Raw genomic sequence first — 25,032 nt, forward strand, 5'->3', positions numbered from 1 at the left:
AGTGACTAGTGAGCGGGAGTTGCGCTCAAAGCTCGTCTCATTCCAGGTTTGTCGATCTTGCCCACCGGGTTTCGGGGAAGCGCATCGACGACGTAGATCGCCACTGGCACCTTTACTCGGGTGAGCAAGGCCGTGACATGTTCGAGCAGTTCGTCTTCGGTGACGGGTGCATCGGGGTAGGCGACAACATAGGCAACTGGCACCTCTCCGTAGACCTGGTGCGGAGCGCCGATGACGGCTGCCTCGAGCACGGAAGGATGTGTAGCGAGCGAGTTTTCGATCTCCTTGGGGTAGATGTTCTCTCCCCCACGGATGATCATGTCCTTGATGCGATCGACCAGGGTCAGGTAGCCGTCCTCGTCGAGGACTCCGACGTCACCGGTATGCAACCAACCATCCTTGACGGTCTTCGCAGTCTCCTCCGGCTTACCCAGATAGCCACGCATCACGTTGCCACCCTTGATGACCACCTCTCCGGCAGTCCCGGCGGGCGCAAAGGTTCCGTCCTCGGCAAGAATGGAAATCTGCTGGCCGGGCAACGCCGGGCCGACCGTACCGAGTTTGCGCACGCCGTCCACAGGATTGCAGGCCGACGCACAGGTCCCCTCGGTGAGTCCGTAACCTTCCACGATCACGAAACCGAAACGCTGCTCAGCGCGTTCGAGGAGTTCCTTGCTGATCGGCGCCGCACCGCACACGGCAAACCTCAAGGACGACGTGTCGATCGAAGGGTCTTCCGGCTGTGAGGTCAGCATCGCGTAGATTGCCGGCACCGCCGAGAAATACGTGGGGCGAAGCCGCGCGACGTCGTCGAAGAATCTCGAAACCGAGAACTTCCCGGTGACACTCACCTGTCCGCCGACAAGTAAGGGCGTCAAGACGCTGACGCAGATCGCGTTGACATGGAACAGCGGCAGAATCAGCAGGCAGTGATCCGCGCCGGTAACACCGATGTTCTTGCCCATCGACGAAGCCATGAACTGCAGGTTGGCATGAGTCAGCATCACTCCCTTGGGCCGTCCGGTGGAGCCGCTGGTGTAGATGAGCAACGCCAGATCGTCTGCTGCAACATCGATTCCGGGTCGGGGATCGGTCGGCGGCACTGTCGCCAGATCCTCGACGGCCAACACTGCGCGGCCGCCCGAGGGTGCGTCGGCAGTGGCGGTGATGACCAACTCGGCCCCGGAGTCCGCGATCTGGTAGTCCGCTTCGTTCGCGGTGAACATCGGATTGATGGGTGTAGCGGCAGCACCGATGCGCCAGGCAGCCATGATCGCGATCAGCAACTCGACGCGATTGGGCAGCATGATCGCCACCACGTCACCGAGGCCGATTCCGAGTCCAGCCAATTGCGCGGCAACAGCTTCCGTGCGATCTGCGAACTCTTCATACGTGAGTTCGACGTGGTCGTCCCGCAAGCACGGCTTCTGCCCGTACTTCTCTGCAAGATCCCAAGCCAGATATCCGATGTTCGCCACGAGAGTCAGCACCTTTCATTCGTGTGTGACTCAAAACACTATCGGCGTCCTGCGGCCGAAGAAACGGTCCCAGGGGATCAACTTGTCCAGGTTCTTTGTTCCCTGAGCACAACACCGCCCGAGCACAACACCGCACGTGCGGTGCACATCAGCTAGACGGCTGATGCAACACCTCGTGGGCGCGTCTGGTCACCACCTCGGAGATCCGGCGCAAGACAGGTGACGACAGTTTCCACTGCTGCCAGTACAGCGGAACGTCGTCCACGAAGTCCGGATCGAATCCGATCAGCACGCCGGAACGATCGTCGTCGCCGCGCTGCAGGTCCGGTATCAATCCCCAGCCGTATCCCCGCCTGACGGCGTCCGCGAAGTCTGCCGATGAAGGAACAAGATGACGGGGCGGATCGGCGGGGTGGCCGACCTTTTGATCGAGGTACCGATCCTGCAGCAGATCCTTGCGATTGAACACCACCAGCGGCGCCTCCGAAAGGGATTCGGCCGTGACACCGTCTGCGAACCAACGACGGCAGAACTCTGCACTCGCCATCGGCCGATACCGCATGATGCCCAACCGACTGGAGGTACACCCTTGAATCGGTGACGCAACAGACGTGACGGCAGCCATGACCGAACCGTCGCGCAGCAGTTCGGTGGTGTGGTCTTGATCGTCGAGATGAAAATCGAAACTGACTTCTTGCGTGAACTCCGCGAGGGCCCCGAGAACCCAGGTGGACAGCGAATCGGCATTGACCGCGATCGAGACACGCGCAAACATCCCTGAACCATTTTCAAGGCCGAGCTCTCGCACGGTGTCACGCGACAAAGCGTCTATCTGACGTGCAAGACGCAGGACTTCTCTCCCGGAATCGGTGACCTGGACGGGTTTGGTGCGCTGCACCAGGATCCGGCCAACCGAGGTCTCGAGACCTTTGATTCGTTGGCTGACCGCCGAAGGCGTGATGTGTAGTTTCCGCGCCGCCGCCTCGAAGGTTCCCTCGTCGACCGCGGCGTGCAATGCCCTCAGTTGCTCGAAATCCAACATAATCTGAAGCTACTCTGATGTGTCCTTAGAATCATTAGCTGGACTGAATGATATCTGCGCGGCAGGCTCGACAACATGCTCAGCACCAACGACCCTGCGTCGGCCCTCGTCGGTTTCGGGGTCGGACTGTCTTTGATCGTCGCAATCGGCGCCCAGAATGCGTTTGTTCTTCGTCAAGGCCTGACGCGATCGCACGTACTCCCGATCGTCGCAGTGTGCGCGTTGTCAGACGCAATTCTGATCCTCGCGGGCGTCAGCGGAATCGGGACCCTCCTCGAACACGCACCGTCGATGATCACGTTCGTTCGTATCGCCGGCGCCGTTTTCCTCCTCAGCTATTCGCTCTTCGCCGCCAAGCGGGCACTTCACCCCCAGACGTTGGCACCGGATCGACATGGCAACGGGTCGAGGCTTGCCGCCGTCACGATGGCATTGGCTCTCACCTGGCTCAATCCACACGTGTACCTCGACACCGTCGTGCTCATGGGTTCCATCGCCAACGGTCGCGGCGAGATCGGACGTTGGTGGTTTGCCGCCGGTGCCATCACGGCAAGTGTGGTCTGGTTCGGCGCCCTCGGTTACGGCGCACGTCTGCTGACGCCGCTTTTTGCGAAACCCAACGCGTGGCGGGTTCTCGATGCTCTGATCGCCGTGATGATGGCAGTTCTCGGAATCAGCCTGCTTGTCGAATTGTGACCAGGCTGCACAACCTCGATCCGACCCTGCGGGTAGCGCGATGGGTTACCGTCCAAGGTGAGGAAGCTCAATTCACCTGTCGCGAGTTGTGACCATCAGGTAGGGCTGATCACGATGACCGAGGACGATGGCGGCACCGAACCGCGTGACTCCGACCGCGGACTGGGTTTGCTGTGTCTACTCGCTGCGGTCGCCGGCGTCGGGGTCGGATTTGTCGGCGGCGCGTTCCGTTGGTGTCTGATCAGGGCCGACGAACTTCGTCAGGCGATCGTGAACTGGGCGCATCACGTTCCGTACGTCGGGTGGCTCGTGCCGGTCCTCCTGGTGGCCCTGTGCACCGTACTTGCCGTACTGATCGTCAGACGAGTGCCCCTCGCAAAGGGAAGCGGCATCCAGCACGTCGAGGCGGTGTCCCGCGGTGAAGCGAAACCGCCGGGAATCAATCTCGTGCCCGCCAGATTCATCGGCGGCCTCTTGGCGATCGGCTCCGGTCTGGTTCTCGGTCGTGAAGGCCCCACCGTACACATGGGTGCGGCGATCGGAGCAGAAGCGGGACGGCGAGCCCGCCTCACCGAACCCGACGTCGCCATGCTGCAAACATCCACGGCCGGAGCAGGACTCGCTGTCGCATTCAACGCGCCGATCGCGGGAGCACTGTTCGTCTGCGAGGAGGTGACGCACTCGTTCCGGCTGCGCACCGTGCTGCCAACGCTTTTCGGTGTTTCAGTGGCGGTGGGCTGTGCACGGATCGTCATCGGTGATCAACCCGATTTCGAAGTCGGCACCGTCCCGACACCTCAACTCGCATTCTTGCCACTGTTCGTCGTCTTCGGAATCCTCACGGGGCTACTGGGTATTGCGTACAACCGCCTGATTCTAGGACTACTCGACATCGTGGCACGGCTCGACAAGATCCCACCGACTGTCATCGGCGCAACGATCGGCGCCGTCATCGGCCTGACGCTGTTCCTCGACCCGTTGGCCAGTGGGGGCGGCGACGTTCTTGCACAGATGATCGTCGGCGGAAGGACCTTCCTACTGCCGATCCTGCTGCTGTACTTGGTGGTTCGGTTCTTCACCGGCCCGCTCTCGTATGCCGCTGGAACTCCCGGCGGACTGTTCGCTCCCTTACTCGCTCTCGGCGCGCTCTGGGGGTCGATCTTCACCGGACTGTCGAGCTTCGTGCCCGGAGTGGACGCTGGGCTCACGGTCACCATGGCCACCGTCGGTATGGCGGCCTTCTTCGGCGCCGTAGTACGCGCACCGTTCACCGGCATCGTGATCGTGGTCGAAATGACCGCGGTGACGTCGACGCTGGTCCCGATGCTCGCTGCCACTGCGGCAGCGGTATTCGTCACCACGTCGGCAGGGTCGGCACCTATCTACGACAGTCTGCGCGAACGGATGTTGGAGCCGCAACGCCCGCATACGGATTGATCCCCGCACACGGGTCATTGCAGCACGGGTGCGCTACGTGAATTCAGAATTTGCAGATGACTTCCTCGGAGAACCTGCGTACCGAATCTTTCTTCGCTTCCAGGTCGCAGTCGAACCCGAGGCCGTACATGGCCCAAGGAATGACGATCGATTCCGTCACTCCGCTATCGGCCAGTTCCAGGGAGCCGTCGAGACCGAAGCGATCGGCGCAGACGGCCTGAATTTCGAACGGGGACTCGGCGCGCCCGTACTCGACCCGCAGGACGCCGATCCTCGCGATGAGAGCTTGCAGATCAGCGAAAGAGACTGTAGCCGAGGTCCAACCGTCACCCACTCGCGCTGCACGGCGCAATGCGGCCGCGGAATGTCCTCCGATGTAGATGGGGACGGGATCGACCGGCGCCGGGCTCATCTGCAGCCTGTCGAAGTCGAAGAACTTGCCGTGATGTTCGACCATACCGCCGCCTAGAACCAGTCGCAGTACCTCGAGCATCTCGTCGACTCGCGGGCCTCGATCCTTGGGGGAAGCGCCGCACCACTCGAATTCCTCTGGCGCCCAGCCCACACCGACCCCGAGACCGAAGCGGCCTCCTGTCAGATTCGCGACCGACCCCACCTGGCTTGCCAGCAGCAGAGGATTGCGTGAGCTGAGCTCGAGCACCTGCGGATAAAAGCGAATCTTCGACGTTCCGGGTCCCATGAAGGCCGCGGCAATCATGGGGTCTACAAATGGTGTCTTCGCGTCCCACATCCGCACACCGTCAGCGGTATACGGATACCCAGTAGCGCCCCGCTCGGGAAAGAACAGTGAGTCGGGCATCGTGATCGAAGAAAAGCCGCATTCTTCGGCCACTTTCGCAAGTGCAACGAGTTGAGAGAGGGGAATCATCGCCACGGCGAGGCTGAACTTCATCGGAAGATCCCTCTGTTCAGTTGACCGGAGCGACTGAAGTGCCTCGATGAGCTCGAAGTCGGTTCGCACCGATCGGCTTGGGAGACAGTGGATCCTGAACAGTCACTTCTTGCAACGCTCAGTCATACGACAACTCCCCCGCAGTGCGGTCGAAGCATCAGCCACCCTCGGTTGGACAAGGACGTGTTCGAGGTTACAAAGCTCCCGCTACTTCGGCTCGGCGGCTTCCCGCCAGGCGGACACATACCAAGAACTTCGGGGTCCTGGTGACACCTGGCACCCCACTCCCCCTGATTTCGCACCGTGCAACCTGCGAATCGGCCTACTGATGCAAGGGAGTTCCGACGTAGTTCTCGGCGATCAGCGTTCGTCCGGCCACCGAACGCGTGACCATGTCCAACTCGGCCAACTGTCGGCGATGCCCGAAACCGCTGTCGTCTGGCAAGCGATGGAGCATCGACGACATCCACCACGAGAAGTGCTGCGTCCGCCACACACGCGGCAACACCGTTTCGGTGTACCCGTCCAGCATCTTTCGGTCGGACGAGGTGAAGAAACCGTCCATTGCCTTCGCCAGTGCGTAGACGTCGGCGATCGCGAGATTCATTCCCTTCGCGCCGGTCGGCGGCACGGTGTGCGCCGCATCCCCTGCAAGAAACAGGTTGCCGTGCTGCATCGGCTCACACACGAAGCTGCGGAACTGGAGGATCGACTTCTGAAAGATCCTGCCGTCCTTGATCTCCGCCCCCTCACCGTCGACGCGCATGTGCAGCTCGTCCCAGATTCGATCGTCGGACCAGTTGTCCACGGAGTCGTCCGGATCGACCTGAAGGTAATGACGCTGTACCTCGGGCGTCCGTGTGCTGATCAGTGCAAACCCGCGCTCATGGTTGGCATAGATCAGTTCTTCGGACGACGGCGGCGCCTCGGCCAGGATGCCGAACCACGCGAAGGGATACTGGCGGAAATGATCCGTTCGGATCGACGGTTCGGGAATCAGCTTTCGCGTTCCGGTGCGTGAACCGTCGCAACCGGCCACCAGGGCGCACTCGAGCTTCTGATCATTTCCGTCCGAGTCGACAAAAGTGATACTCGGGCGATCCGATTCGTGATCGTGTACTTGCGCGTCGGACACTCCGAATCGAATGTCCCCGCCGTCAGCGAGACGCCGCGCGATCAGATCCTTGAGCACCTCGTGTTGCGGATACACCGTGACTGCTCGCCCGTCGGTCAGTTCGTCGAACGCGATTCGGTGCCCTCGTCCACCGAATCGCAACTCGATTCCGTGATGTTCGAGGCCCTCCCGCTTCAGTCGATCACCGAGTCCGGTCTCGACCATGAGATCAACCGTGTTCTGTTCGAGCACCCCGGCACGAATGGTGCCTTCTACCTCTTCGCGGGTGCGGCATTCCAGGACAACCGAATCGATTCCCTTCAGATGCAACAGATGCGAGAGCATCAACCCGGCGGGACCACCACCGACGATTCCGACCTGGGTGCGTGAAGAAGACATACAGAGAGCTCCTGAGGTGAGTGACGATTGAGACCACCCTCGACCACGATCACTCCTCTGAACAGCTGCAATTTCACTCAGTGAAAGACCGAAACGAGCTATCGAAACCCACCGCTACCAAGCCCGCGTGATATTCCACGGGCGGCCGCGACCAACGCCGGCAGTAAAGGAGCCGGATCCTGCTCCACCGGAACAACTGTCGAGACCGCTGCCACGACACTGCCCCCGGCTTCGCGGACAGGAGCGGCGACGGCAAGGGTTCCGACGTTCAGATACTCACGACAGACCACGAATCCGGCGCGCCTGATCTCGTCGAGAGTTGCTCGCAAAATCCGCTCGGAAGTAATGGTTTTGGGAGTGAACGACTCGAGGCCGGCGCGAAGGACGTCGTCGAGAAGCTCGGTTCCGCCGTGCGCAAGGAGAATCAATCCACCGCTGGACGCGTGCAACGGCAATCTTCCGCCGGCACGGCCGACCACGGTGACGGCGCTACGCGAGGACAAGCGCTCGAGGTACAGAGCCTCGGTGCCCTCACGAACGACCAACTGCACGTTCTCTCGGGTGACCTCGTACAGGTCCTCGAGGAACGGCAACGCCACCTGCCGTAGGCCGTGAGCGCCGGGAGCAAGAGCGCCGATCTCCCACAACCGGACTCCGACCTGGTACTTGCCGTCACTCCGACGCTCGAGTGCGCCCTCAGCCACCAACTGCCCACACAGTCGGTGGACGGTGGGCAGAGGCAAACCGCTGCGACGACTGATCTCCGACTGCGTCAACCGCGGCGATTTCGCGTCGAAGGCACCGAGCACGATAAATGCCCGGCCGATCAACGAACGCTCGCCTGATGCCATTCACACAGTGTGACTGACATCAGGCGAAACGTGTTCAGGCGGTGCGGAGCTACGCGGAGTGCGCCAATTCCGGTTCGCGTTCGGTCACCGGCGGCGTGGCCTCGATCTTCATCGGCTCCTGCGCGTAGTGGAAGTGCGGACGACGGTGACCGATGAACGAACCGAACCACGACATCACAGCGACATACCGGTTGCGGAAGCCCACCAGATACATCACGTGCACGGCCAGCCACATGAACCAGGCGATCGTGCCCTTGAACTCGACCTTGCGGACGCGACACACAGCGCTGAATCGGCTGATGATCGACATGCTGCCCTTGTCGAAGTATTTGAAAGGCGTTCCGGCCTTGACCTTTCCGTTCACAGTCTTCGCTGCGTGACGGCCACCCTGCATTGCAACGGGCGACTGACCCGGCAGACCGTTCAGCGAAGTCATGTCGCCGATGGCAAAGACGTTGGCGAACCCGCCGACGGTCAAGTCCGGATTGATGAGCAGACGACCTGCACGGTCACTCTCACAACCGGTCGCCTCGCCGAGCACTGCGGCGAAGTCGTTGGCTCGAACACCGGCCGACCAGATGACGGTCTCGGCGTCGATGCGCTTCTCTTCCTTGGTCTTTGCCGAAGAGACGGTGACACCGTGCTCGTCGATGGCGGTGACCATGGTGTTGAGAACAACCTCGACACCCGACTTCTCGAGCGAGGCCTGTGTGTACTCACTGAGCTTGCCGCCGAAGGCCGGAAGCGCAACGCCCGCGCCCTCGACCATGGTGACCGTGACCTCGTCGGCGCTGATGTTGTTGATGGACTTGGCGAAGTAGCGACGCGCCAGTTCCTTGATCTGTCCGGCGAGCTCGACGCCGGTCGCGCCTGCACCGACGACAACGAAGCTGAGCAGGTTGCGGCGAACCAGCGCGTCGTTGGTGGTGTGAGCCTCTTCGAAGCAACGCAGGATCTGCTTACGCAGGACCTCGGCATCCTCGACGGTCTTGAGCTTGTAGGTGACCTTTTCGAACTCGTCATGACCGAAGTACGCCTGGGTGGCACCGGTGGCTGCGATGAGCGAGCGGTATCCGAGAGTGTGGCGGGTGCCCGAAGCCTCGTAGACGACGGTGTTCTCTTCGGCGTTGACCTCGACGACGCGACCGAGACGCACGTCGGCGTTGGGGTACTTCTGCAGGATCGTGCGGATGGGCGGAGCAACTTCGCCTGCCGACAGAACGCCCGTCGCCACCTGGTAGAGCAGCGGCTGGAAGAGGTGCTCGGTGGTGGCGGAGATGAGGACGAACGGCGTCTTGGACTTCGCGAGGGTCTTGGCCGCGGCGAGGGCTCCGAATCCCGAACCGACGATGACTACCTGAGTCTGCTCGTGTCCAGTCGCGTCGATGTCAGCGCGACCCGCAGCTGTTCTATCCACAACAAATCTCCTCAACCAAATTGAAAGTATGACTATTACGGTATGGACTGATCATGGGTCGGGTCCAGCTAGCTGGAGTATTCGCAAGACTGTTATCTCGATTGCTCATAAGTAAGCTGTCCTCATGGACTTCCGCCAACTCAAGTACTTCCTCGTCGTGAGCGAGGAACTGAGCTTCAGTCGCGCTGCCGAGCGCTGCTTCATCTCGCAGTCGGCGATCAGCCATCAGGTCGCCCGACTGGAGAAGGAGCTTGGCGCGACACTCTTCGAACGCTCGACCCGAGCCGTTCGCCTTGCCCCGGCAGGATCGCGACTCGTGCCCATCGCGCAGCAAGTCCTCAGCCTCGAAACGATGGCATACTCCGTCGCACGCGACCCACGAGCCCGGATCCGGATCACCGGAAACATGAGCTTCGCCGCTCAGACGCTGGACGCCATCGCACACGTGCGCGAACTTCATCCGGACCTGGACGTCGAGTTCGTCATCAAGAGTTTTGCCCACCGCATGGACGCCGTGGCCTCCGGTGACGCCGACATCGCGCTGATTCGCGGCGGCGTCGACCGCCCCGGACTCGAACCCTTGGATCTCGGCGTCGAAGATCTGCTGGTCGTAATGTCGAGCCGGCACCCCCTGGCCGGCCAGCAAAGCGTCGACCTCAATGATCTGGCCGCATACCCCCTGCTCCTGCCGCCGCGCCAAAGCCAGGTGCTCATTCACAAGGTGGTCGAGGACGCGTTCCGCGAGATAGATCGACGCGTCCAACTGGGCCCAGCAATTCCGAGCGATCACACAGCCACGCTGGACGTGATCACCAACCCGCGCGCCTGGACCCTGCTGTATTCGATCACCGCAGGCGAATCTCCACGCGCCGGCATCAGCTTCATGCGAGAATCGAACGGCCGCTTGCGAATTCCCGTCTCGGGAGTGACCCGCAGCGGCGCCACCCACTCGACCGAGTTCGCCGATCTGATCCAAGCGCTCAAGGACGCCATGAATCCGTCTTTCACTGAGTGAAAGTGCGATGGCGATCGACTCCCCTCACGGAGCAACGTGGTCCACAACCATGTGATGCGGCGCGCGGTTGCATCCCTTTACCGAGGAGCGGCCATGACGCGTTTGCTGAGCGAACCTGTGTGGGAATCGAAGATCTTCGACGGCGAATGGGTTCGCGGTAGCGCCGACGATCGTATTGTCGTCGAGCCGGCCACCGGCAAGCAGTTGACGACGGTCGGCATGGCAACACCAGACGACGTGGCAGCCGCTGCAACAAAAGCTACTGCCGCTCAGAAGGATTGGGCAGCAAGGCCGTACACCGAACGAGCCGCCGTTCTACGCCGCGCCGGTCAACTGTTCGAGCGGTACGCCGACGAAATCGGCGAATGGGTAATCCGCGAGGCCGGCAGCATTCCCGCCAAAGCCGGACTGGAAACCCACACCGCTGCCGAAGAGTGCTACAACGCAGCAGCTTTGGCCGCACACCCCATCGGCGAGGTGCTGCGCTCGGAGCAACCGCGGCTGAGCTTCTCCCGTCGCGTCCCCGTCGGCACCGTCGGCGTCATCGCACCGTTCAACTTCCCGATCATTCTGTCGATCCGTGCAGTCGCTCCCGCACTGGCACTGGGCAATTCGGTGATCCTCAAGCCTGATCCGCGCACGGCGATCTGTGGCGGTGTGGTTCTTGCCCGCATCTTCGAAGAAGCCGGTTTGCCTGCCGGAGTGTTCGGCATGCTGCCGGGTGGCGCTGACGCCGGTGAGGCAATCGTGGTTCATCCGAGCGTTCGCGTCATCGCATTCACCGGGTCGACCCGGGCAGGACGCGCTGTCGGTGAACTGGCGGGCCGCCATCTCAAACGAGCACACCTCGAACTCGGGGGAAACAACGCACTGATCGTCATGGACGACGTCGACCTCGAAAAGGCCGCATCTGTAGGCGCTTTCGGATCCTTCATGCACCAGGGGCAGATCTGCATGACCACCGGCCGCCAACTCGTCCACGGAAGTATCGCCGCCGACTACACCGCACTCCTTGCCGAACACGCCGACAAGCTTCCGGTAGGCGACCCGTTCACCGGTCAGGTCGCACTCGGACCCATCATCGACTCCAGACAACGCGACCACATCCACTCCCTGGTCACCGGAAGCATCGCGGCCGGAGCAAAACTGGCGGCCGGCGGCACCTACGAAGATCTCTTCTACCGGCCCACCGTGCTGGCCGACACCCCACTCACCGCGCCGGCATTCGCCGACGAAGTCTTCGGGCCAGTCGCACCGGTCACCTCCTTCGCCACCGTCGAACAGGCCGTCGCCATAGCCAACGATTCCGAGTACGGACTGTCACTGGGCATTCTGACCTCCGACGCCATGCGCGGGCTCGAGCTCGCCCAACAAATCCCCACCGGCCTCGTACACATCAACGATCAGACCGTCGGCGACGAAGCAGTCATCCCGTTCGGCGGTATGGCGTCTTCGGGTAACGGTGGCCGCGTCGGCGGTATCGGCGCAAACCTCGACGCCTTCACCGAAACGCAGTGGGTGACTGCGCAGAGCGCACTCCCGGTCTACCCCTTCTAGTCCGGAACACGCCGAGTTGGTCCTGAATACACCGAACTGACCCCAGGGGCTCACTGACCAGCATTGACGGGATCGATCTCGCGGACTTACCATCCAGAGAAAATTACTTCGGCACATTAAGCAATTTCTCTTGTAATTCCCGAGAAGGACCCACTTGACGAATTCAGTGACGACCGACAGCGCTGCGCAGCCAACGGTCCACGACACCCCGGATGTATCCGTCGTAACATCGCCGCGCCGCGAGGCCGTCATCATCGGGGCGCTCAGCCTGGCCGCGATGATCGTCTCGATGATGCAGACACTGCCCGTCCCGATTTTGGGGCGTATTCAGTCCGATCTGGGCGCATCCGCGGCCGGCATCAGTTGGGTGACGACGGCGACGTTGCTGTCGGCCGCCGTTTTCACTCCCCTGTTGGGCCGCTACGGCGATCAGCACGGCAAGAAGCGCACGCTGGTCGGCGTTCTGGTCGTCATGGTCATCGGTTCGATCGTCGCCGCACTGGCACACAATCTGCCACTTCTCATCCTCGGACGCGTCCTCCAGGGGACCGCCACCGCCATCTTCCCGCTGGCTCTGTCGGTCCTGCGCGAAGAGGTCCGCCCACACAAGCTTCCCGGCGCGATGGCATTGGTCAGCGGAACTCTCGCATTCGGCAGCGGGCTCGCCCTCGTAGCCACCGGACTTCTCACATCGGCTCCGGATGCCGACTACCGCAATGCCTTCTGGATGGCCACCGGGTTCGCGTTGCTTGCCCTCGTCGCCGTCATCACGCTGGTTCCGGCAACCAAGCACAAGAGCGGCGGGCGCGTCGACGTCATCGGCGCGCTGAGCCTGGGCGCTGCACTCCTTCTGCTCCTGTTGTCGATTTCGCAAGGCCACCAATGGGGTTGGTTCTCACCCGTGACCATCGGTGTTTTCCTGGGCTCGATCGTGATGTTCGCAGTCTGGGTCTGGATCGAGAAGATCGTCGACGAACCACTGGTCGACATGCGAATGTTCGTCCACCGGCCCGTGATGATGGCGAATCTGGCGGGGGTCATGCTGGGCTTCGGAATGTTCGCCAACTTCCTGGGCATCTCCTATCTCGTGCAGCTTCCCCACGCCCTCACGGGATACGGATTCGACGCCAGCATTCTGCGTGCGTCGGTGGAATTCCTGCTGCCGGGTGCGATTGCCTCGCTGATCGCAGCACCGATCGGTGGGCGGCTCATCAGAGTGCGTGGGCCACGCTTCGTCCTGGGACTCACCGCCATCTGTGGTGCGGTGCCGTTCGCCTGGCTCGCGTACGACCACACGCACACCGCGTCGGTCATCGGTGCCGGCATCGTGATCGGCGCCGCCGTGAGCCTGGGCTACGCGGCCATGCCCGCGATCATCATGTCGAGCGTTCCGCGACACCAGAGTGGAATAGCCAACGGCATCAACTCGATCTCCCGTTCCACCGGCAGCGCCATGGGCAGTGCAGTGGTGACTACGATTCTCGCCTCGATGACCATCGCGAACCTGCCAGAGGGCGTATCCGCTCTGCCCAGCGAATCCGCCTTCACCGTCACCTTCGTCACTGCCGCCGTAGCTTTCGCTCTGGTCGGCCTGGTGGGTTGGTCAGGCCTCCCCAAGAGTGCGTCGACGTCTGTCAACGGCAGCGCGTGAACAGGCCTGCTCCGAACAGCTCCGCATTCACGAGATGCCCATGCGTGTGAGCATTGTGCGAGGATCGGCGGGAGGTAGCAGGTCTCGAAGCTGAGCGGCTCGGCGGTCGGTGAACTGCCGACACGCGTCGTCGTCGGAGAACACCCAGAAGTCCCCACGCGCTATTGCTTCGGTCATGTGCTCGGCGGCATCGAGCGGGTCGAGTCCGGATTCGACGTTCGCCTGTTGCATTGCATCGAAGACAGCGTTTGCCGTGACGTTCGTAGTCGGCGCGTCACGCTGGGCCGCACGAAAGATCTCACTCCGGATCGAGTGTGGAACAACAGCACTGACCTGAATCGGAGAGTCGACCAACGACAGATCTTGGTGCAAGCTCTCGGTCATCGCCAGCACCGCGAACTTACTGACGATGTACGGTCCTTGCACCGCGGCGCTGTTGATCCCGCCGACAGAAGACAGATTGGCCACACACGCCGGCTTACCCACCTTCAACATCAATGGCACGAAAGCACGAAGGCAATAGAAGACGCCGTCGACGTTGATCTCCATCAACCGTCTCCACCGCGCACCACTGACTTCCCACAGCAACCCGGCCGTCTCCACTCCGGCATTGTTGACCAGCAACTCGACGCTGCCGTGACGATCGAACACATTGTCCGCCATCCTCTTCACGGCATCGGCATCCGCTACGTCCACCCCATGGACGTCAGCTCTCCCACCGGCCGCGCGAATGTCCTCGGCGACGAGCGACGCACGCTCCTCGTCGATGTCGGCAACGACCACCGTCATTCCCAGCCGCGCAAGGTGACGGGCGAACCCTGCACCGATACCGGCCCCCGCACCGGTCACGACGGCCGTGCCGGTACCGAACCGGCGTTCAGCGTGGGACATCTCCACTCCTCGGGTTGTGTCGCCGAAACTATTGCTCGACAAAGACTTCAGATTCCTTCGGGCAGAATGTTGGGATTGCACCACGTCGGTGGCTCACGTCTGGGCATCAGCCCTTGCCCGTCGAGCGCCTTCACGACCAGATCCTGATACCAGGGAAAATGAAGACTGAAGGCTACAAGGCCGGTCCGCTCGGCCGCGGGAAGAGAACACATGGCCAGTACCGTCTCGGCAAGATACTCGACGGGCTCGGTTTCGTATCCATCCGGAATGAGTGCGTCGGCGCCGGGAGTCGAGATCGCAGTGGAAGGCCCCACCGAGTTGACCGCGATATTGTCGTCCAGCACCTCCGCGGCGAGGCCCTGTGTGAACCTGTGCAGTGCTGCCTTCATCGACGCGTAAATCACGTCACCCGACGTCTTGTTGTAGTCGCGGAAGGGCCTGATCGGATTCAGTCCCGTCGAGGAACCGATGTTCACGATCCAGCCTGCGCCGCGCTCTCGCATGTAGGGGATGGCTGCCTTCGACAGGGCGAACGGCGCGCGAATGTAGTGGTCGAGGGTCCGATCGAACGTCGCCAGCGACATCTTCTCGATCGGCGCGTAGTCGGCAAACCCGGCATTGTTCACGAGGATGTCGATACCTCCGGTCCGCGAGACGACCTTCTCGATCAATCCGTCGCGAGCCTCGGAATCCTCGAGATCGGCCGGAATGGCAAGTGCACGACCGTGTTGCGACTCGATCATCTCGACGGTCTCGGACAACGTACCGCCGATGACGACATTACTGTCGGCACGGACTGCCGCGGTAGGCCGAGCCGACCGTGCGGTGACGACCACGGTTGCCCCCTCTGCCGCCAGTCGCCTGGCGATCGCCCTGCCGATGCCTCGACTGCTCCCGGTCACCAGCGCGGTCTTCCCTACCAGCGAGTGATTCAACTGCTCCTCCAAGGCTCTTCCACTTCACGACATCGAACACATGACGTATGTGTTCGACCTGAGTTCGACTGCATTTCACGCAATCGTTGTCCGCCATGTTGCATCATCCGATTCTGTTGCACAGCAACGATTCCCGCCTGACGGGAGGTGTCGAAATGCCGGGCACATGACCAAATCCGCTATCTCCCGCTGTGTGAGATCGAAAGCATCACAACGAGTTAGGGGAAAGTAATCTTCACCAATGGCAGATGAAACGCTCTACGTGATCGATCGGATAGTCACGAAACCGGGATGCGGTCGACAGTTCGTCGACGCGCTACTCGACCAGTATTTGCCGAGTGCACAGCGTCGCGGCATGACACTCGCCGACGTACTCGTCAGCCCTCCGTTGTGGTGCGATCAAGACCCGAACACCTTGACCGTCACCTGGACGGTCGACGGCACGGCCGGCTGGTGGTCGATGACGCGCCAGGGCCGCAGAGACTCCACCCTCAGGCAGTGGTGGGATGCAATGGCTCCGCTCATAATCGAACGGAGTCGCTCCATGGCCGCCGCAGCAAAGGACATCGAAGGACTGAGCAATGTATAACGTGACAAGAGTCGTGCACGCCGCCAACGGGGCGGGCGCCGACGAGTGGACCGATGCAGTGAAGAACATTGCCGCAGTTGCCGAATCGTCGAACGCGCTGCGTCGTCTCGTCTGTACGACACTTCCCGGCGTCATCAACGGCGGAGATCTGATCGTCCATCTTCAGTTCGAAGACGAGATGGCTTGGCAGACAGCCCGAGATGCGGTCGACGACAGCCTGCGCTGCGCCGCCGTCGACCACTTCCACGGTGCCGAGTACTCGTCCGGGACCACGGGACGTTCCGGCGCCGACGCCGCCGGTCAGGTGTACCGAGCGCTGTTCATCCGGGTATCCCCCGGCACACCCCAGGACGTACTCGAGGAATTCGAACGGGATCTGCTCAGGATGCCTACCCATATCTCGTCGATCTGCGCCTGGCGTCTCAGCCGAGTCGACGCAGCGATCGGGCACACACCATGGACTCATGTCTGGGAGCAGGAGTTCACCGACCTCGGCTCACTGCAGACCCAGTACCTCGATCATCCGATTCACTGGGCAGTGGTGGACCGGTGGTTCGACCCCGAATGTCCCGAGGCCGTGGTCCACGACAGAATCTGTCACACGTTCGGCAATCTCACCGAGAGACTCCTGACAGTGAAGTGATCTGCCTACTCGCTACCGAGCGCCTCGCGCGTCATCGCCCAAAGCTTCTGTCGCGCAGGCTCGGTCAGTGACAAAGACGGGATAGTGAGGAAGCCGTGGAACAATCCTTCGAAGCGATGATGGCGCACCGAAACGCCAGCCGTCGCGAGCATCTGCGCATACGCGTCACCTGACGAACACGGCGGATCGAGTTCGGCTGTCACGACGACAGCAGACGGAAGACCGGCGAGCGTCTCCGCACGCGTAGGAATCACACGGGCGTCGTCGCGACCTTCAGGCGCGTACTGCTGCCAGTACCATTCCATCGCTGCGGTGGTGTTGTAGTGACCCGTGCCGTAGAGCCGATACGACTCGGTTTCGAAGTCGTCGTCGATCACGGGGTAGATGAGAACCTGAAGGGCGATTTCCGGACCACCCCGATCCCGAGCGGCAATAGCCACGGTCGCCGCGAGGTTCCCTCCCGCACTGTCGCCCACAAGTGCGATTTTACCTGCGTCGGAACCGTATTCGGCAGCATGCTCGCTGGCCCACGCCACCGCGGCGTAGACGTCGTCGTGGGCTGCCGGTGCCGGATGCTCCGGCGCCAACCGATAGTCGACGGCAACCACTACTGCGCCGACTCCCTGCGCCATCGATCGACAGAATTCGTCGTGACTGTCCAGATCGCAGAACACGAAACCGCCCCCGTGAGCGAAGACCACGAGAGGAACGTCGTTCGAGGTTCCATGCGGACGAAAGACGCGAATTGCCAGATCTCCACCGGGACCGTCGATTACGTGATTCTCGACTGAAAGCATGTCGGGAAGACCCGTCAGCGGCGCACGTCGGTTCCGAATCAGAGTTCGTAGCTCCGACGGCGGGACACTGGTGACATCCGGGAATCCAGCGTTGAGGGTTGCGAGCATCGTGGTGACTTCCGCTTGAATCGTCATATCGTCTCCTGGTCTCTCAGCCCGGCGGGTGGCGCTACGTCTGCGCCGGCATCCGCGTTTGTCCACTTGGCGTGTGATCACGTCAACGTAGATCGCCCACCACCAAGCAAGGAACCCGCTCTCCCGATCAGTGGTCCGTTTCCGCCGACGAGCACCGGAGGCGTCCGATCCACAGGGTGGCCTTCTTCACAAAGCAGAAAAAACATGTCATCATTCCTAATCGAAATAGCCTTGTCCAGGGCAGTTGTCCAACTTGACTACGGGATAGCAGAGGGAACACATGTCGCTCCAGCTCGAGGTCGATCCCGCAACGCCGAACGCCTTCCTCGACCGAGTCTCTCTGCTACTGGATGCGTTCGGCGGTCGAGATCGTCTCACCCTCGCCGAGATTGTCCGACGAACCGGGCTTCCAAGGTCTTCAGCCCACCGCATACTCGACCATCTGGTCCAACTTCGGTGGCTGCACCGCAGCGGCCGCGATTACACGCTCGGGTTGCGGCTCGTGGAACTCGGCTCGTTGGCCGTGTACCAGGACAGACTTCACTCAGCTGCGCATCCGCACCTGTACGAATTGCACCGGCGTACCGGACTGATCGTCGAGATGACGATTCTCGACGGCTCAAATGTGGTGTGCCGCGCCCACATGGCAGGTCGTTTCGCCAGCATGATTCCGAATCGGATCGGTTTCAGCACGCGCGCAGACGGAACTCTCGTCGGCAGGGTCCTCCACACCTTCAACAACGAGCGAGGAGAGGCGGCCGACGAGGTCCGAAAAACCGGCGTGGGATACGGCCGTGACACGCCGATCGACGGATTCGGCACGATCGCCACTCCGATCGGCCCGATCGGCGTCGCGACCTCCGCGCTGTCGATCTGCGGACCGCTCCGACAAATGCCGCTCGACGAGCGGAACTCGCCTCTCACCGGGCTTCTTCGGGAAACAGCCGCTTCCCTGTGGCGAAATGCGGGCGTCCGGACCACCGAAAGCATGCGAGCTCAGTAGGCACGAAGACTAGGCACGAAGACTGGGCACGAAGACTGGGCACGAAAACCTCGACAGCACAATTCTATTGGCGTGGGGCAGAATCTGGAGAGTTGTACCTCCGCACGCTCAGATCAACTTCCAACTACCGGCATTGACGGGCTGCGGCAAGCCGAGAGCGTTGGCGTCGCCTTGCGCGAATCGAGCGGCGGCCTCATCGATGTCATCGAGCAACTGAGCGGCGAGGTCGATCTCCATCTGAAAATGGCGGCCTATCCATCGCAGACTCATCTCGGTAAATGCCCAGGCGGGTTCATTCTCCGAGTTATCGGCGTGTTCGATTGCCTTGAGCTTCTTTGCCTCGAGGTTGTCGATGTGATCGAGCACTATCGACTTGAGCTGATCGGGGTCGTTGAGGTGGCCGACCCACAGTCTCAACATCACTCCATGTTTGAGAACGGGGGTTTCGATCTCCGATCGGCGTGACCATGATCTGAGAGCCTCGATACCGGATTCGGTTATCGTGAACACTCGTCGACGACGCCCACCCGATTCCGAAACCTCCCGCGAACTGACGAATCCCAGCGTTTCCAGCTTTTTGAGCTCGGTATAGACCTGGCTCACCGACGGGCTCCAGTAATAGAACCCGATGCTCCAGTCGGCCCAGCTTTTCAGATCGCTGCCACTGAGTTCTTCTCCGAATGTGAGCATTCCCAGCACTGCCCAACTTGTCGCGGGCAATGCCGGGTAACACGCAGTTGCGGGATCAGGCACCGGCCCAGACTAACAAGACGTCGACCATCTGACACCGACTTGCCCACCGAGTGGTCTGTTCACGAATTCGTGCAATCAGAAAAGGTTCAATCGCAGTTCGGAGACACCGCGGATAAAGGCCGTGCCACCCCACGTCACTCCACCGTCGACGAGCTCGGTCTTCGGCGCTTTGTCGATCAACGCATTCAGGATGGTCTTGATCTCCAGCCGGGCCAACCACGCACCGAGGCAAGCGTGCGCACCGTGACCGAACGTGATGTGGTCCCGGACATTTGACCTCGACCAGTCCAATCTGTCCGCGTTCGGACCGAATCGAGTTTCATCGCGGTTTGCCGACGCCAGCCACGTCACAATGTGATTTCCGGCCGGAATCACCGCATCTCCCACCGCGTAATCCTCGGGAGCAATGCGAATCATCAACTGCGCCGTCGGCTCATAGCGCAGGACTTCTTCTACCGCGTGATCGAGCAGTGCCCTGTCGTCGACGAGTCGTTCCCACTGATCACGATGGCCCATAAGTGCATTCATGGTGAGACCGACCTGATTGACTGTGGTGTCCAGTCCGGCGATGACCAAAGTCTGCACGGTTGCGGCAACTTGATCCGGCCCGATTATCTCGCCTTCGTCGCCGGCGGAGATGAAGTCCGACAGGATGTCGTCGCCAAGATTGTTGCGCTTCCAAGCGATAACGTCCTGAAGGTGTGCCGAGAAATCACGCTGAGCGGAAATGTAGTCGCTGGTCTGCTCGGCAGTCAGAAACGGATCGAGTAGGTTGAGTCCCTTACGGGTCCACTCGAACATCGTATCGGTGTCGGCAGGTACGGGGATACCGAAAATTTCGCAGACAAGGCGAATCGGTAGCGGATGAGCAACTTCCGTCACCAGCTCGATCTCGGAGCCCCGTCCATGATCGGCAAGCAACTCGTCGACGATTTCCTTCGCCCGCGCGTCGTAACGCTTGATTGCCCTGGGCGTGAACGGGCGCGCCAGTAGCTTGCGCAATGCCAGATGGTCCGGCGGATCCAGCTTCGACAACGATGGGCGCAACAAGTAGGCGTCGCTACCACCGGCCGCCTTGATCCGCATATTGCGCGGTGCCTCGAGTGCATACTGTTCCGACGAACTCAGCGACTTGTCCGCCAGTGCGCGTTTCACGTCGTCGTAGGCGAAAAGCATGTATACGCCATTCGAATGCTGTTGTACCGGAGCAACTTCTCGCGCAATCGCGTACCGCGCGTACGGATCGGACAGGAAGCCTGGCTCCGTTGGATCGACCAATCCCGTTCTGAGCCAATCCGTTGTGTCATGAACCGCACGCTCCGAACCCACCGGCGAAGTCATAGTCAACCTCTCGTCCTCGACAAAATCACTCACACAAGATCTGGCAGATCATTGACGCCCTCGTAAAAATCCACAGCCGAATACCACTGGTGACGAGCGTCAGCGCTGCGCTGAACTGAACTGCGCAGAGCTTCACAGTCGGACTACGAGGCAACCAACAAACCGCCCGCTGTATGGGAAATGAAGTCGCGCTCCGGACGTCGGGTTGCCACATTCTCACTGAGCGGGCGGGAAGGTGCGCTCCTTGCTGCTCGAGGACAGAATTCCCAGACGTCTTCGCCGTGAATCAGTAAGGCGGCGAGATCAATTCCGGGCAATCGTCCCGAGAAGTGATGCGAACCGGTGTCGAAGCAGATTGGAAATTGCGCATGACCGAATATGTGAACCGCGCTGTGCGAGTCGTTCGAGCTCCCCGCGGCTTGCCTGTCGTAGAAGATTTTCGGATCGACGAGGTTCCGATCCGGCCGCCCGCGGACGGCGAAGTTCTGTTCCGCGCCCACTATCTTTCGATCGATCCGGCGATACGAAGACGCCTACCGTCCACCAGCTCTGCCCCCGGGCCGTTGGGAGCTGTTGCCGGTATCGGCGACGTCGTCTTGGCTGGAGTAGTGCCTGCGCACTCCGGTTTGGACGGCATCGCAGTCGGCGAAGTGATTTCTTCGCGGCATCCTGACTTTGCGGCAGGTGATTTGGTTCGAGGCGGCACGCACTGGCAGGTTTATCACACAATCAAAGGCGCTGCCCTGGACCGCATACCGAGGGAGAATCGAGCTTCCCTAGGAGATGAACTCGGAATTCTAGGACAGCCAGGATTTGTCGCACACTGCGGAATGCGGTTGGTCGCCGACGTCCGAGAGCGAGACACAGTCGTGGTTTCGGCGGCCGGCGGAGCAGTCGGCATGGTTGCAGGCCAAATCGCGAAGCTGGCGGGCGCCCGGGTGATCGGAATCGCCGGGGGTGAGAAGACCGAATACGTTGTGGAGGAATTGGGGTTCGACGCCTGCATAGATAGGAAGACGGCGAACATCGGCGAGCAGTTGGACGAATTGTGCCCGAAGGGCGTCGACGTCTATTTCGACAACGTCGGAGGCTCGATCACGCGAGCGGTTTTCGATCGCATGGCCGATTTCGGAAGGGTCGTCGTGTGCGGAATGATCAGCGAATACAACCAGGATGAAAGCGAAGTCGGGCCTCCCCTACGCCCTGTACTACGCAAACGTCTACGCATCGAAGGGTTCATCTGCTACGACCACTACGACCGGTACCCGGAGTACCGGGCGTGGGCGTCCGCTCGAATCGCCGAAGGTGGACTGCGCTACCGCAACGATGTCACCGAGGGCATCGAAAATGCCCCAGCGGCCTTGATCGGGCAGCTTTCGGGGCACAACCGGGGGAAGCAGTTGGTGATGATTTGACAAAGGGAGACCACACGTCGTTGTGTGGTCTCCCTTTTCGATTCGTTCAGCCGATCAGGCGTCAGCCTCTGGGCCGAGCATCTACCTTGTCGTCATCGTCGTCGCGCTCGCCGGTTGCGAGCTGGACGCCGGATTTCTCGATGCTGCCGTCAGGACCTGACTTCTCGAGGTCGATCGGTGCATCACCGGTCGCAACCTCTTCGGCCTCAGGCTCTTCCGGTAGCGGCTTCTTGAGACTCAGGATGATCGAGCCTGCCAACACCACGATGATCACCGCGAGGCTGACCAGTGAGGGAATCTCGGGGATCGACGTGCTGATCACCTTGTGGCTGGCCTGCATGATCAGCTTCACGCCGATGAAGGCGAGGATGATCGACAGACCCTTGGACAGGTAGTGGAACTTCTCGAGCAGGCCCGAGAGCAGGAAGTACAGGGCACGCAGACCCAAGATCGCAAACGCGTTGCTGGAGTACACGATGAATGGATCGTCACTCACTGCCAGCACTGCCGGGACACTGTCGACTGCGAACACGAGGTCGGCAGCTTCGATGGCGACGACGACGGCGAACAGTGGTGTTGCGACGCGCTTTCCGGCTTCCTTGACGAAGAACTTGGTTCCTGCGTATTCCTCACGGACCGGCATGATCTTGCGCAGCAAGCGAACCGCCAGCGAGGTTCCCGGATCGAAGTTCTCGTCGTCGTCCTTGAGCAGCTTGTAGGCGCTGTAGAGCAGGATGGCGGCGAAGACGAACAGCACGGCCGTGAACTTGCTGACCACGGCAACGCCGGCGGCGAGGAAGATACCGCGGAAGATCAGGGCGCCGATGACACCGAAGAACAACACGCGGTGCTGGTATTCACGGGGCACCTTGAAGTAACCGAAGATCAGGGCGAACACGAAGAGGTTGTCGACGGAGAGGCTCTTCTCCAACAGCCAGGCCGTGGTGAATTCGACGCCCGAGTTCACCCCCAAGGTCAGGGTGACGACCACCGCGAATACGAGAGACAAACCGACCCAGAGTGCACTCCACCAGGCCGCTTCCTTGAAGCCGATGACGTGCGCGCCGCGGTGGGCGAGCAGGTCGATGAGCAACATGACGACGATGACTGCGGCGAACGCGGCCCACGCCCACATGGGAACGTTCATCGCTGACCACCTACCCGAATGGCACTGATGACTGCGGTCACGGGGAGCTCCTTCACTGGGTTCGGACGGCCGTCTCGCCGTCTTCTCCAGTGTTCCTTGCCGACTTCTATCCATCCCGGTCGAAATATCGACGACTTTCACACCTGAAATTGCCGAAACCATGCAATCTGAGGGTGTTGCGTCCGAAACCGCCGCTGGACGGCATCTTGTTCTAGCCTGGCAAGCATGAGCACCTCGTTGTACTACTCCGCTGTCCGCACCACACCGCTGACCGACGACGAGAAGGCCGAAGTCGACCGACTCATCGCCGTCCACAACGACGAATTTCCGTTCGACTACGAGGTCCTGGACCTCTATCCGTCGGATATCCCCGACACTCTGCTCAACGGTTCGACAAAGATCTCGAGCGACCCGACCGAGGTAATTCCTTCGCTCGTCTACTGGTTCAACGCTCTGACCGAACTCCGGCGAGCGGTGCCCGACGCAGACTGGGACGTTTCACTCGACGACACCCCCGCCGATTGGGATGACAGCTCCGGCTATTCGCTCCCCGGGCTCGACGACATGCAGTAGCGAGTCACGGGTTCGCCAGGAGGGCGGCTCCGTAGCTCTCCAGCGCGATGAGCGCCAACTCTGTTGGCAGCCGACGCTGGTCCACGCTGCGGTCTAACAGCTTTTCGGCCTGATCGAGTCGATACCGCACGGTGTTCTTGTGCAGACCGAGCGCCACGGCGGTAGCGGCTGCAGTGCAATTGTTCTCGTAATAGACCCGAACGGTGTCACGGATACGCGTCGTGACACCGTCTGCGCCGGCGAGTCCTTTCAATTCCCGGGCCACCAACGCACGCAGTTCGTCCAGATCTTCGGTGAGCAGACAGGGAACCTGAACATCTTCGTAGACGGTGACCCCCGGCGAACCCGTCGAACGGACCGCGATGCGCTGCGCGGCGAGAGCCTCGCGGTGACTGCGCGCGAATCCTTCCATTCCGTAACCGCTGGCCCCCACCGCGACACGGAGGTCCGAATTCCGAGCACGATCGAGCGCCGCCCACTCATGGTCGTCGAAATGCGCGACCCACGACCACACCTCGCGCGCCCCCGAAGGCAGCGTCAGCACGCGCTCGGCATTCGACTCGTCCACAAAGGAACGCGCATACGAGTCCAATCGGGCCAATACGTCGGCGGCCGGATCGGTGTCGTCCGTCCAGAGAACAAACGCAGTGTGGTGGCGCCGCATCGGGTAGTCGAGAATCTGCGACACCTCATCGGAGTGAAGTGCTTCGCCTGCGACAATCGCGTGCACCGTCTCGGACCGACGCGCAAAAGCGCCGCGCGCCAAGCTCTCACGCTCCTTCGCATACGTTGCCACCAACAATTCGGTGGTCACTTCCAGCCATCTCATCGCCGAACCCCACACTCGGACCAGAAGTGCGCGCTTGAGTTCCGGACCGATCGGAAGTGCTTCTATCGACTCGTCGACGAAGCCCAGCATCGCGAGGCGTCCGGCACCGTAGATCTTGAGCAGGACTCGAAGATCCATACCGCGCCTGGCAACGGTGAGTGCAAGCGCAACCGACTCCGGCGGCGGCGTGACCTCCTGGGAACCGCCCGCGATCGCGGCCACGATGACGCGAAGCTGCGCCGCAGTGCTCGCATCCACATCGCGTCGTAGCTCCCGATCACCCGCCACTTCAGGATTGGCCACCGCAATGGCGTCGTCGATGCGTTGAACGAAACCGTCGATCACCTCCGGCTGGAGATAGATGGGCGCGAGATTTGCAATCCAGCCGTCCAACTCCGATGTGTCCATGGC

At 61.3% G+C, this 25,032-nt stretch carries 23 protein-coding genes; 10 read left to right on the top strand and 13 right to left on the bottom strand.

Annotated features, from left to right (window positions below; all coding sequences use genetic code 11):
• Positions 1-5 precede the first annotated feature (5 nt).
• Together BH682_RS26985 and BH682_RS26990 are read right to left on the bottom strand one after the other, a co-directional pair.
• Positions 6-1,478, bottom strand: a complete 1,473-nt coding sequence (locus BH682_RS26985) for a class I adenylate-forming enzyme family protein (protein ID WP_054826947.1) — start codon at positions 1,476-1,478, stop codon at positions 6-8.
• A 148-nt stretch (positions 1,479-1,626) separates the two neighbouring features.
• Positions 1,627-2,520, bottom strand: a complete 894-nt coding sequence (locus BH682_RS26990; RefSeq protein WP_007730552.1) for a LysR family transcriptional regulator ArgP — start codon at positions 2,518-2,520, stop codon at positions 1,627-1,629.
• Positions 2,521-2,595: 75 nt separating this feature from the next.
• Here BH682_RS26990 and BH682_RS26995 point away from each other — a divergent pair, with 75 nt between their 5' ends.
• Both BH682_RS26995 and BH682_RS27000 read left to right on the top strand, forming a co-directional pair.
• The gene (locus tag BH682_RS26995; protein WP_003943198.1) at positions 2,596-3,216 is read left to right on the top strand and encodes a LysE/ArgO family amino acid transporter; all 621 of its coding nucleotides are present in this window, start codon (positions 2,596-2,598) and stop codon (positions 3,214-3,216) included.
• Between the two features lie 114 nt (positions 3,217-3,330).
• Positions 3,331-4,653 carry a ClC family H(+)/Cl(-) exchange transporter gene (locus tag BH682_RS27000; RefSeq protein ID WP_075834699.1) on the top strand — a complete coding sequence of 441 codons (1,323 nt, stop codon included), beginning with the start codon at positions 3,331-3,333 and terminating at the stop codon, positions 4,651-4,653.
• A gap of 43 nt (positions 4,654-4,696) precedes the next feature.
• Here BH682_RS27000 and BH682_RS27005 read toward each other — a convergent pair whose 3' ends face one another.
• The 4 genes from BH682_RS27005 to BH682_RS27020 all read right to left on the bottom strand — a co-directional run bounded on the left by BH682_RS27005 (position 4,697) and on the right by BH682_RS27020 (position 9,347).
• Positions 4,697-5,566, bottom strand: a complete 870-nt coding sequence (locus tag BH682_RS27005; RefSeq protein WP_065352786.1) for a TIGR03619 family F420-dependent LLM class oxidoreductase — start codon at positions 5,564-5,566, stop codon at positions 4,697-4,699.
• 322 nt (positions 5,567-5,888) lie between these two features.
• On the bottom strand, positions 5,889-7,079 hold the full coding sequence (locus BH682_RS27010; RefSeq protein WP_007730544.1) for a 4-hydroxybenzoate 3-monooxygenase: 1,191 nt from the start codon (positions 7,077-7,079) through the stop codon (positions 5,889-5,891).
• Positions 7,080-7,177: 98 nt separating this feature from the next.
• Positions 7,178-7,930 (bottom strand): IclR family transcriptional regulator, encoded by a 753-nt coding sequence (locus BH682_RS27015; protein WP_003943227.1) that lies wholly within the window; start codon positions 7,928-7,930, stop codon positions 7,178-7,180.
• A gap of 49 nt (positions 7,931-7,979) precedes the next feature.
• Positions 7,980-9,347: an NAD(P)/FAD-dependent oxidoreductase gene (locus BH682_RS27020; RefSeq protein WP_003942969.1), complete on the bottom strand. Its 1,368-nt coding sequence runs from the start codon at positions 9,345-9,347 to the stop codon at positions 7,980-7,982.
• 124 nt (positions 9,348-9,471) lie between these two features.
• On the opposite strand from BH682_RS27020, the gene BH682_RS27025 reads away from it, so the two are divergent.
• From BH682_RS27025 to BH682_RS27035, 3 genes are all read left to right on the top strand, one after another.
• A complete protein-coding gene (locus BH682_RS27025; protein WP_058038355.1) occupies positions 9,472-10,362 on the top strand; it encodes a LysR family transcriptional regulator in 891 nt (296 codons plus the stop codon).
• A gap of 93 nt (positions 10,363-10,455) precedes the next feature.
• The gene (locus BH682_RS27030) at positions 10,456-11,919 is read left to right on the top strand and encodes a benzaldehyde dehydrogenase (protein ID WP_075834701.1); all 1,464 of its coding nucleotides are present in this window, start codon (positions 10,456-10,458) and stop codon (positions 11,917-11,919) included.
• 154 nt (positions 11,920-12,073) lie between these two features.
• Positions 12,074-13,570, top strand: coding sequence for an MFS transporter (locus BH682_RS27035; RefSeq protein ID WP_202426560.1), 1,497 nt, complete (start codon positions 12,074-12,076; stop codon positions 13,568-13,570).
• Positions 13,571-13,597: 27 nt separating this feature from the next.
• Here BH682_RS27035 and BH682_RS27040 read toward each other — a convergent pair whose 3' ends face one another.
• Both BH682_RS27040 and BH682_RS27045 read right to left on the bottom strand, forming a co-directional pair.
• Positions 13,598-14,461, bottom strand: coding sequence for an SDR family NAD(P)-dependent oxidoreductase (locus BH682_RS27040; RefSeq protein WP_007730535.1), 864 nt, complete (start codon positions 14,459-14,461; stop codon positions 13,598-13,600).
• Between the two features lie 47 nt (positions 14,462-14,508).
• A complete protein-coding gene (locus BH682_RS27045) occupies positions 14,509-15,396 on the bottom strand; it encodes an SDR family NAD(P)-dependent oxidoreductase (RefSeq protein ID WP_058038475.1) in 888 nt (295 codons plus the stop codon).
• Between the two features lie 241 nt (positions 15,397-15,637).
• Here BH682_RS27045 and BH682_RS27050 point away from each other — a divergent pair, with 241 nt between their 5' ends.
• Both BH682_RS27050 and BH682_RS27055 read left to right on the top strand, forming a co-directional pair.
• Positions 15,638-15,985 carry a hypothetical protein gene (locus tag BH682_RS27050; RefSeq protein ID WP_007730530.1) on the top strand — a complete coding sequence of 116 codons (348 nt, stop codon included), beginning with the start codon at positions 15,638-15,640 and terminating at the stop codon, positions 15,983-15,985.
• Positions 15,978-16,628, top strand: coding sequence for a Dabb family protein (locus tag BH682_RS27055; protein ID WP_075834703.1), 651 nt, complete (start codon positions 15,978-15,980; stop codon positions 16,626-16,628). Before BH682_RS27050 ends, BH682_RS27055 begins: the two co-directional genes overlap by 8 nt.
• 5 nt (positions 16,629-16,633) lie before the next feature.
• On the opposite strand, the gene BH682_RS27060 is transcribed toward BH682_RS27055, so the two are convergent.
• Positions 16,634-17,560, bottom strand: a complete 927-nt coding sequence (locus BH682_RS27060) for an alpha/beta hydrolase (RefSeq protein ID WP_007730522.1) — start codon at positions 17,558-17,560, stop codon at positions 16,634-16,636.
• Between the two features lie 280 nt (positions 17,561-17,840).
• Between BH682_RS27060 and BH682_RS27065 the strand changes: the two genes are divergently transcribed.
• On the top strand, positions 17,841-18,563 hold the full coding sequence (locus BH682_RS27065; RefSeq protein WP_007730520.1) for an IclR family transcriptional regulator: 723 nt from the start codon (positions 17,841-17,843) through the stop codon (positions 18,561-18,563).
• Positions 18,564-18,671: 108 nt separating this feature from the next.
• Here BH682_RS27065 and BH682_RS27070 read toward each other — a convergent pair whose 3' ends face one another.
• The gene (locus BH682_RS27070; protein ID WP_050656919.1) at positions 18,672-19,253 is read right to left on the bottom strand and encodes a PadR family transcriptional regulator; all 582 of its coding nucleotides are present in this window, start codon (positions 19,251-19,253) and stop codon (positions 18,672-18,674) included.
• A gap of 138 nt (positions 19,254-19,391) precedes the next feature.
• Positions 19,392-20,657, bottom strand: coding sequence for a cytochrome P450 (locus BH682_RS27075; RefSeq protein ID WP_007730518.1), 1,266 nt, complete (start codon positions 20,655-20,657; stop codon positions 19,392-19,394).
• A gap of 368 nt (positions 20,658-21,025) precedes the next feature.
• On the opposite strand from BH682_RS27075, the gene BH682_RS27080 reads away from it, so the two are divergent.
• The gene (locus BH682_RS27080; protein ID WP_042451682.1) at positions 21,026-22,072 is read left to right on the top strand and encodes an NADP-dependent oxidoreductase; all 1,047 of its coding nucleotides are present in this window, start codon (positions 21,026-21,028) and stop codon (positions 22,070-22,072) included.
• A 61-nt stretch (positions 22,073-22,133) separates the two neighbouring features.
• Here the strand turns inward: BH682_RS27080 and BH682_RS27085 are convergent, their stop codons facing one another.
• Entirely contained in the window at positions 22,134-23,219 is a 1,086-nt protein-coding gene (locus BH682_RS27085) for a TerC family protein (protein WP_064075031.1), read from the bottom strand.
• 225 nt (positions 23,220-23,444) lie between these two features.
• Here BH682_RS27085 and BH682_RS27090 point away from each other — a divergent pair, with 225 nt between their 5' ends.
• A complete protein-coding gene (locus tag BH682_RS27090; protein WP_030536118.1) occupies positions 23,445-23,792 on the top strand; it encodes a hypothetical protein in 348 nt (115 codons plus the stop codon).
• Between the two features lie 4 nt (positions 23,793-23,796).
• Here the strand turns inward: BH682_RS27090 and BH682_RS27095 are convergent, their stop codons facing one another.
• Entirely contained in the window at positions 23,797-25,029 is a 1,233-nt protein-coding gene (locus tag BH682_RS27095) for a PucR family transcriptional regulator (protein WP_042451555.1), read from the bottom strand.
• Positions 25,030-25,032 lie beyond the last annotated feature (3 nt).

This window comes from Rhodococcus sp. YL-1 (assembly GCF_001942025.1).
Taxonomy (GTDB): Bacteria; Actinomycetota; Actinomycetes; order Mycobacteriales; family Mycobacteriaceae; genus Rhodococcus_F; species Rhodococcus_F qingshengii.

What these genes read in the sequence shown, in the direction of transcription:
- BH682_RS26990 (WP_007730552.1), bottom strand. Translation starts at nt 2,520, where the DNA reads ATGTTGGATTTCGAGCAACTGAGGGCATTGCACGCCGCGGTCGACGAG.
- BH682_RS27040 (WP_007730535.1), bottom strand. Translation starts at nt 14,461, where the DNA reads ATGTCCCACGCTGAACGCCGGTTCGGTACCGGCACGGCCGTCGTGACC.
- BH682_RS27010 (WP_007730544.1), bottom strand. Translation starts at nt 7,079, where the DNA reads ATGTCTTCTTCACGCACCCAGGTCGGAATCGTCGGTGGTGGTCCCGCC.
- BH682_RS27060 (WP_007730522.1), bottom strand. Translation starts at nt 17,560, where the DNA reads ATGACGATTCAAGCGGAAGTCACCACGATGCTCGCAACCCTCAACGCT.
- BH682_RS26995 (WP_003943198.1), top strand. Translation starts at nt 2,596, where the DNA reads ATGCTCAGCACCAACGACCCTGCGTCGGCCCTCGTCGGTTTCGGGGTC.
- BH682_RS27055 (WP_075834703.1), top strand. Translation starts at nt 15,978, where the DNA reads ATGTATAACGTGACAAGAGTCGTGCACGCCGCCAACGGGGCGGGCGCC.
- BH682_RS27085 (WP_064075031.1), bottom strand. Translation starts at nt 23,219, where the DNA reads ATGAACGTTCCCATGTGGGCGTGGGCCGCGTTCGCCGCAGTCATCGTC.
- BH682_RS27070 (WP_050656919.1), bottom strand. Translation starts at nt 19,253, where the DNA reads ATGCTCACATTCGGAGAAGAACTCAGTGGCAGCGATCTGAAAAGCTGG.
- BH682_RS27095 (WP_042451555.1), bottom strand. Translation starts at nt 25,029, where the DNA reads ATGGACACATCGGAGTTGGACGGCTGGATTGCAAATCTCGCGCCCATC.
- BH682_RS27065 (WP_007730520.1), top strand. Translation starts at nt 17,841, where the DNA reads ATGTCGCTCCAGCTCGAGGTCGATCCCGCAACGCCGAACGCCTTCCTC.
- BH682_RS27005 (WP_065352786.1), bottom strand. Translation starts at nt 5,566, where the DNA reads ATGAAGTTCAGCCTCGCCGTGGCGATGATTCCCCTCTCTCAACTCGTT.
- BH682_RS27080 (WP_042451682.1), top strand. Translation starts at nt 21,026, where the DNA reads ATGACCGAATATGTGAACCGCGCTGTGCGAGTCGTTCGAGCTCCCCGC.
- BH682_RS27050 (WP_007730530.1), top strand. Translation starts at nt 15,638, where the DNA reads ATGGCAGATGAAACGCTCTACGTGATCGATCGGATAGTCACGAAACCG.
- BH682_RS27030 (WP_075834701.1), top strand. Translation starts at nt 10,456, where the DNA reads ATGACGCGTTTGCTGAGCGAACCTGTGTGGGAATCGAAGATCTTCGAC.
- BH682_RS27075 (WP_007730518.1), bottom strand. Translation starts at nt 20,657, where the DNA reads ATGACTTCGCCGGTGGGTTCGGAGCGTGCGGTTCATGACACAACGGAT.
- BH682_RS27025 (WP_058038355.1), top strand. Translation starts at nt 9,472, where the DNA reads ATGGACTTCCGCCAACTCAAGTACTTCCTCGTCGTGAGCGAGGAACTG.
- BH682_RS27000 (WP_075834699.1), top strand. Translation starts at nt 3,331, where the DNA reads ATGACCGAGGACGATGGCGGCACCGAACCGCGTGACTCCGACCGCGGA.
- BH682_RS27090 (WP_030536118.1), top strand. Translation starts at nt 23,445, where the DNA reads ATGAGCACCTCGTTGTACTACTCCGCTGTCCGCACCACACCGCTGACC.
- BH682_RS27015 (WP_003943227.1), bottom strand. Translation starts at nt 7,930, where the DNA reads ATGGCATCAGGCGAGCGTTCGTTGATCGGCCGGGCATTTATCGTGCTC.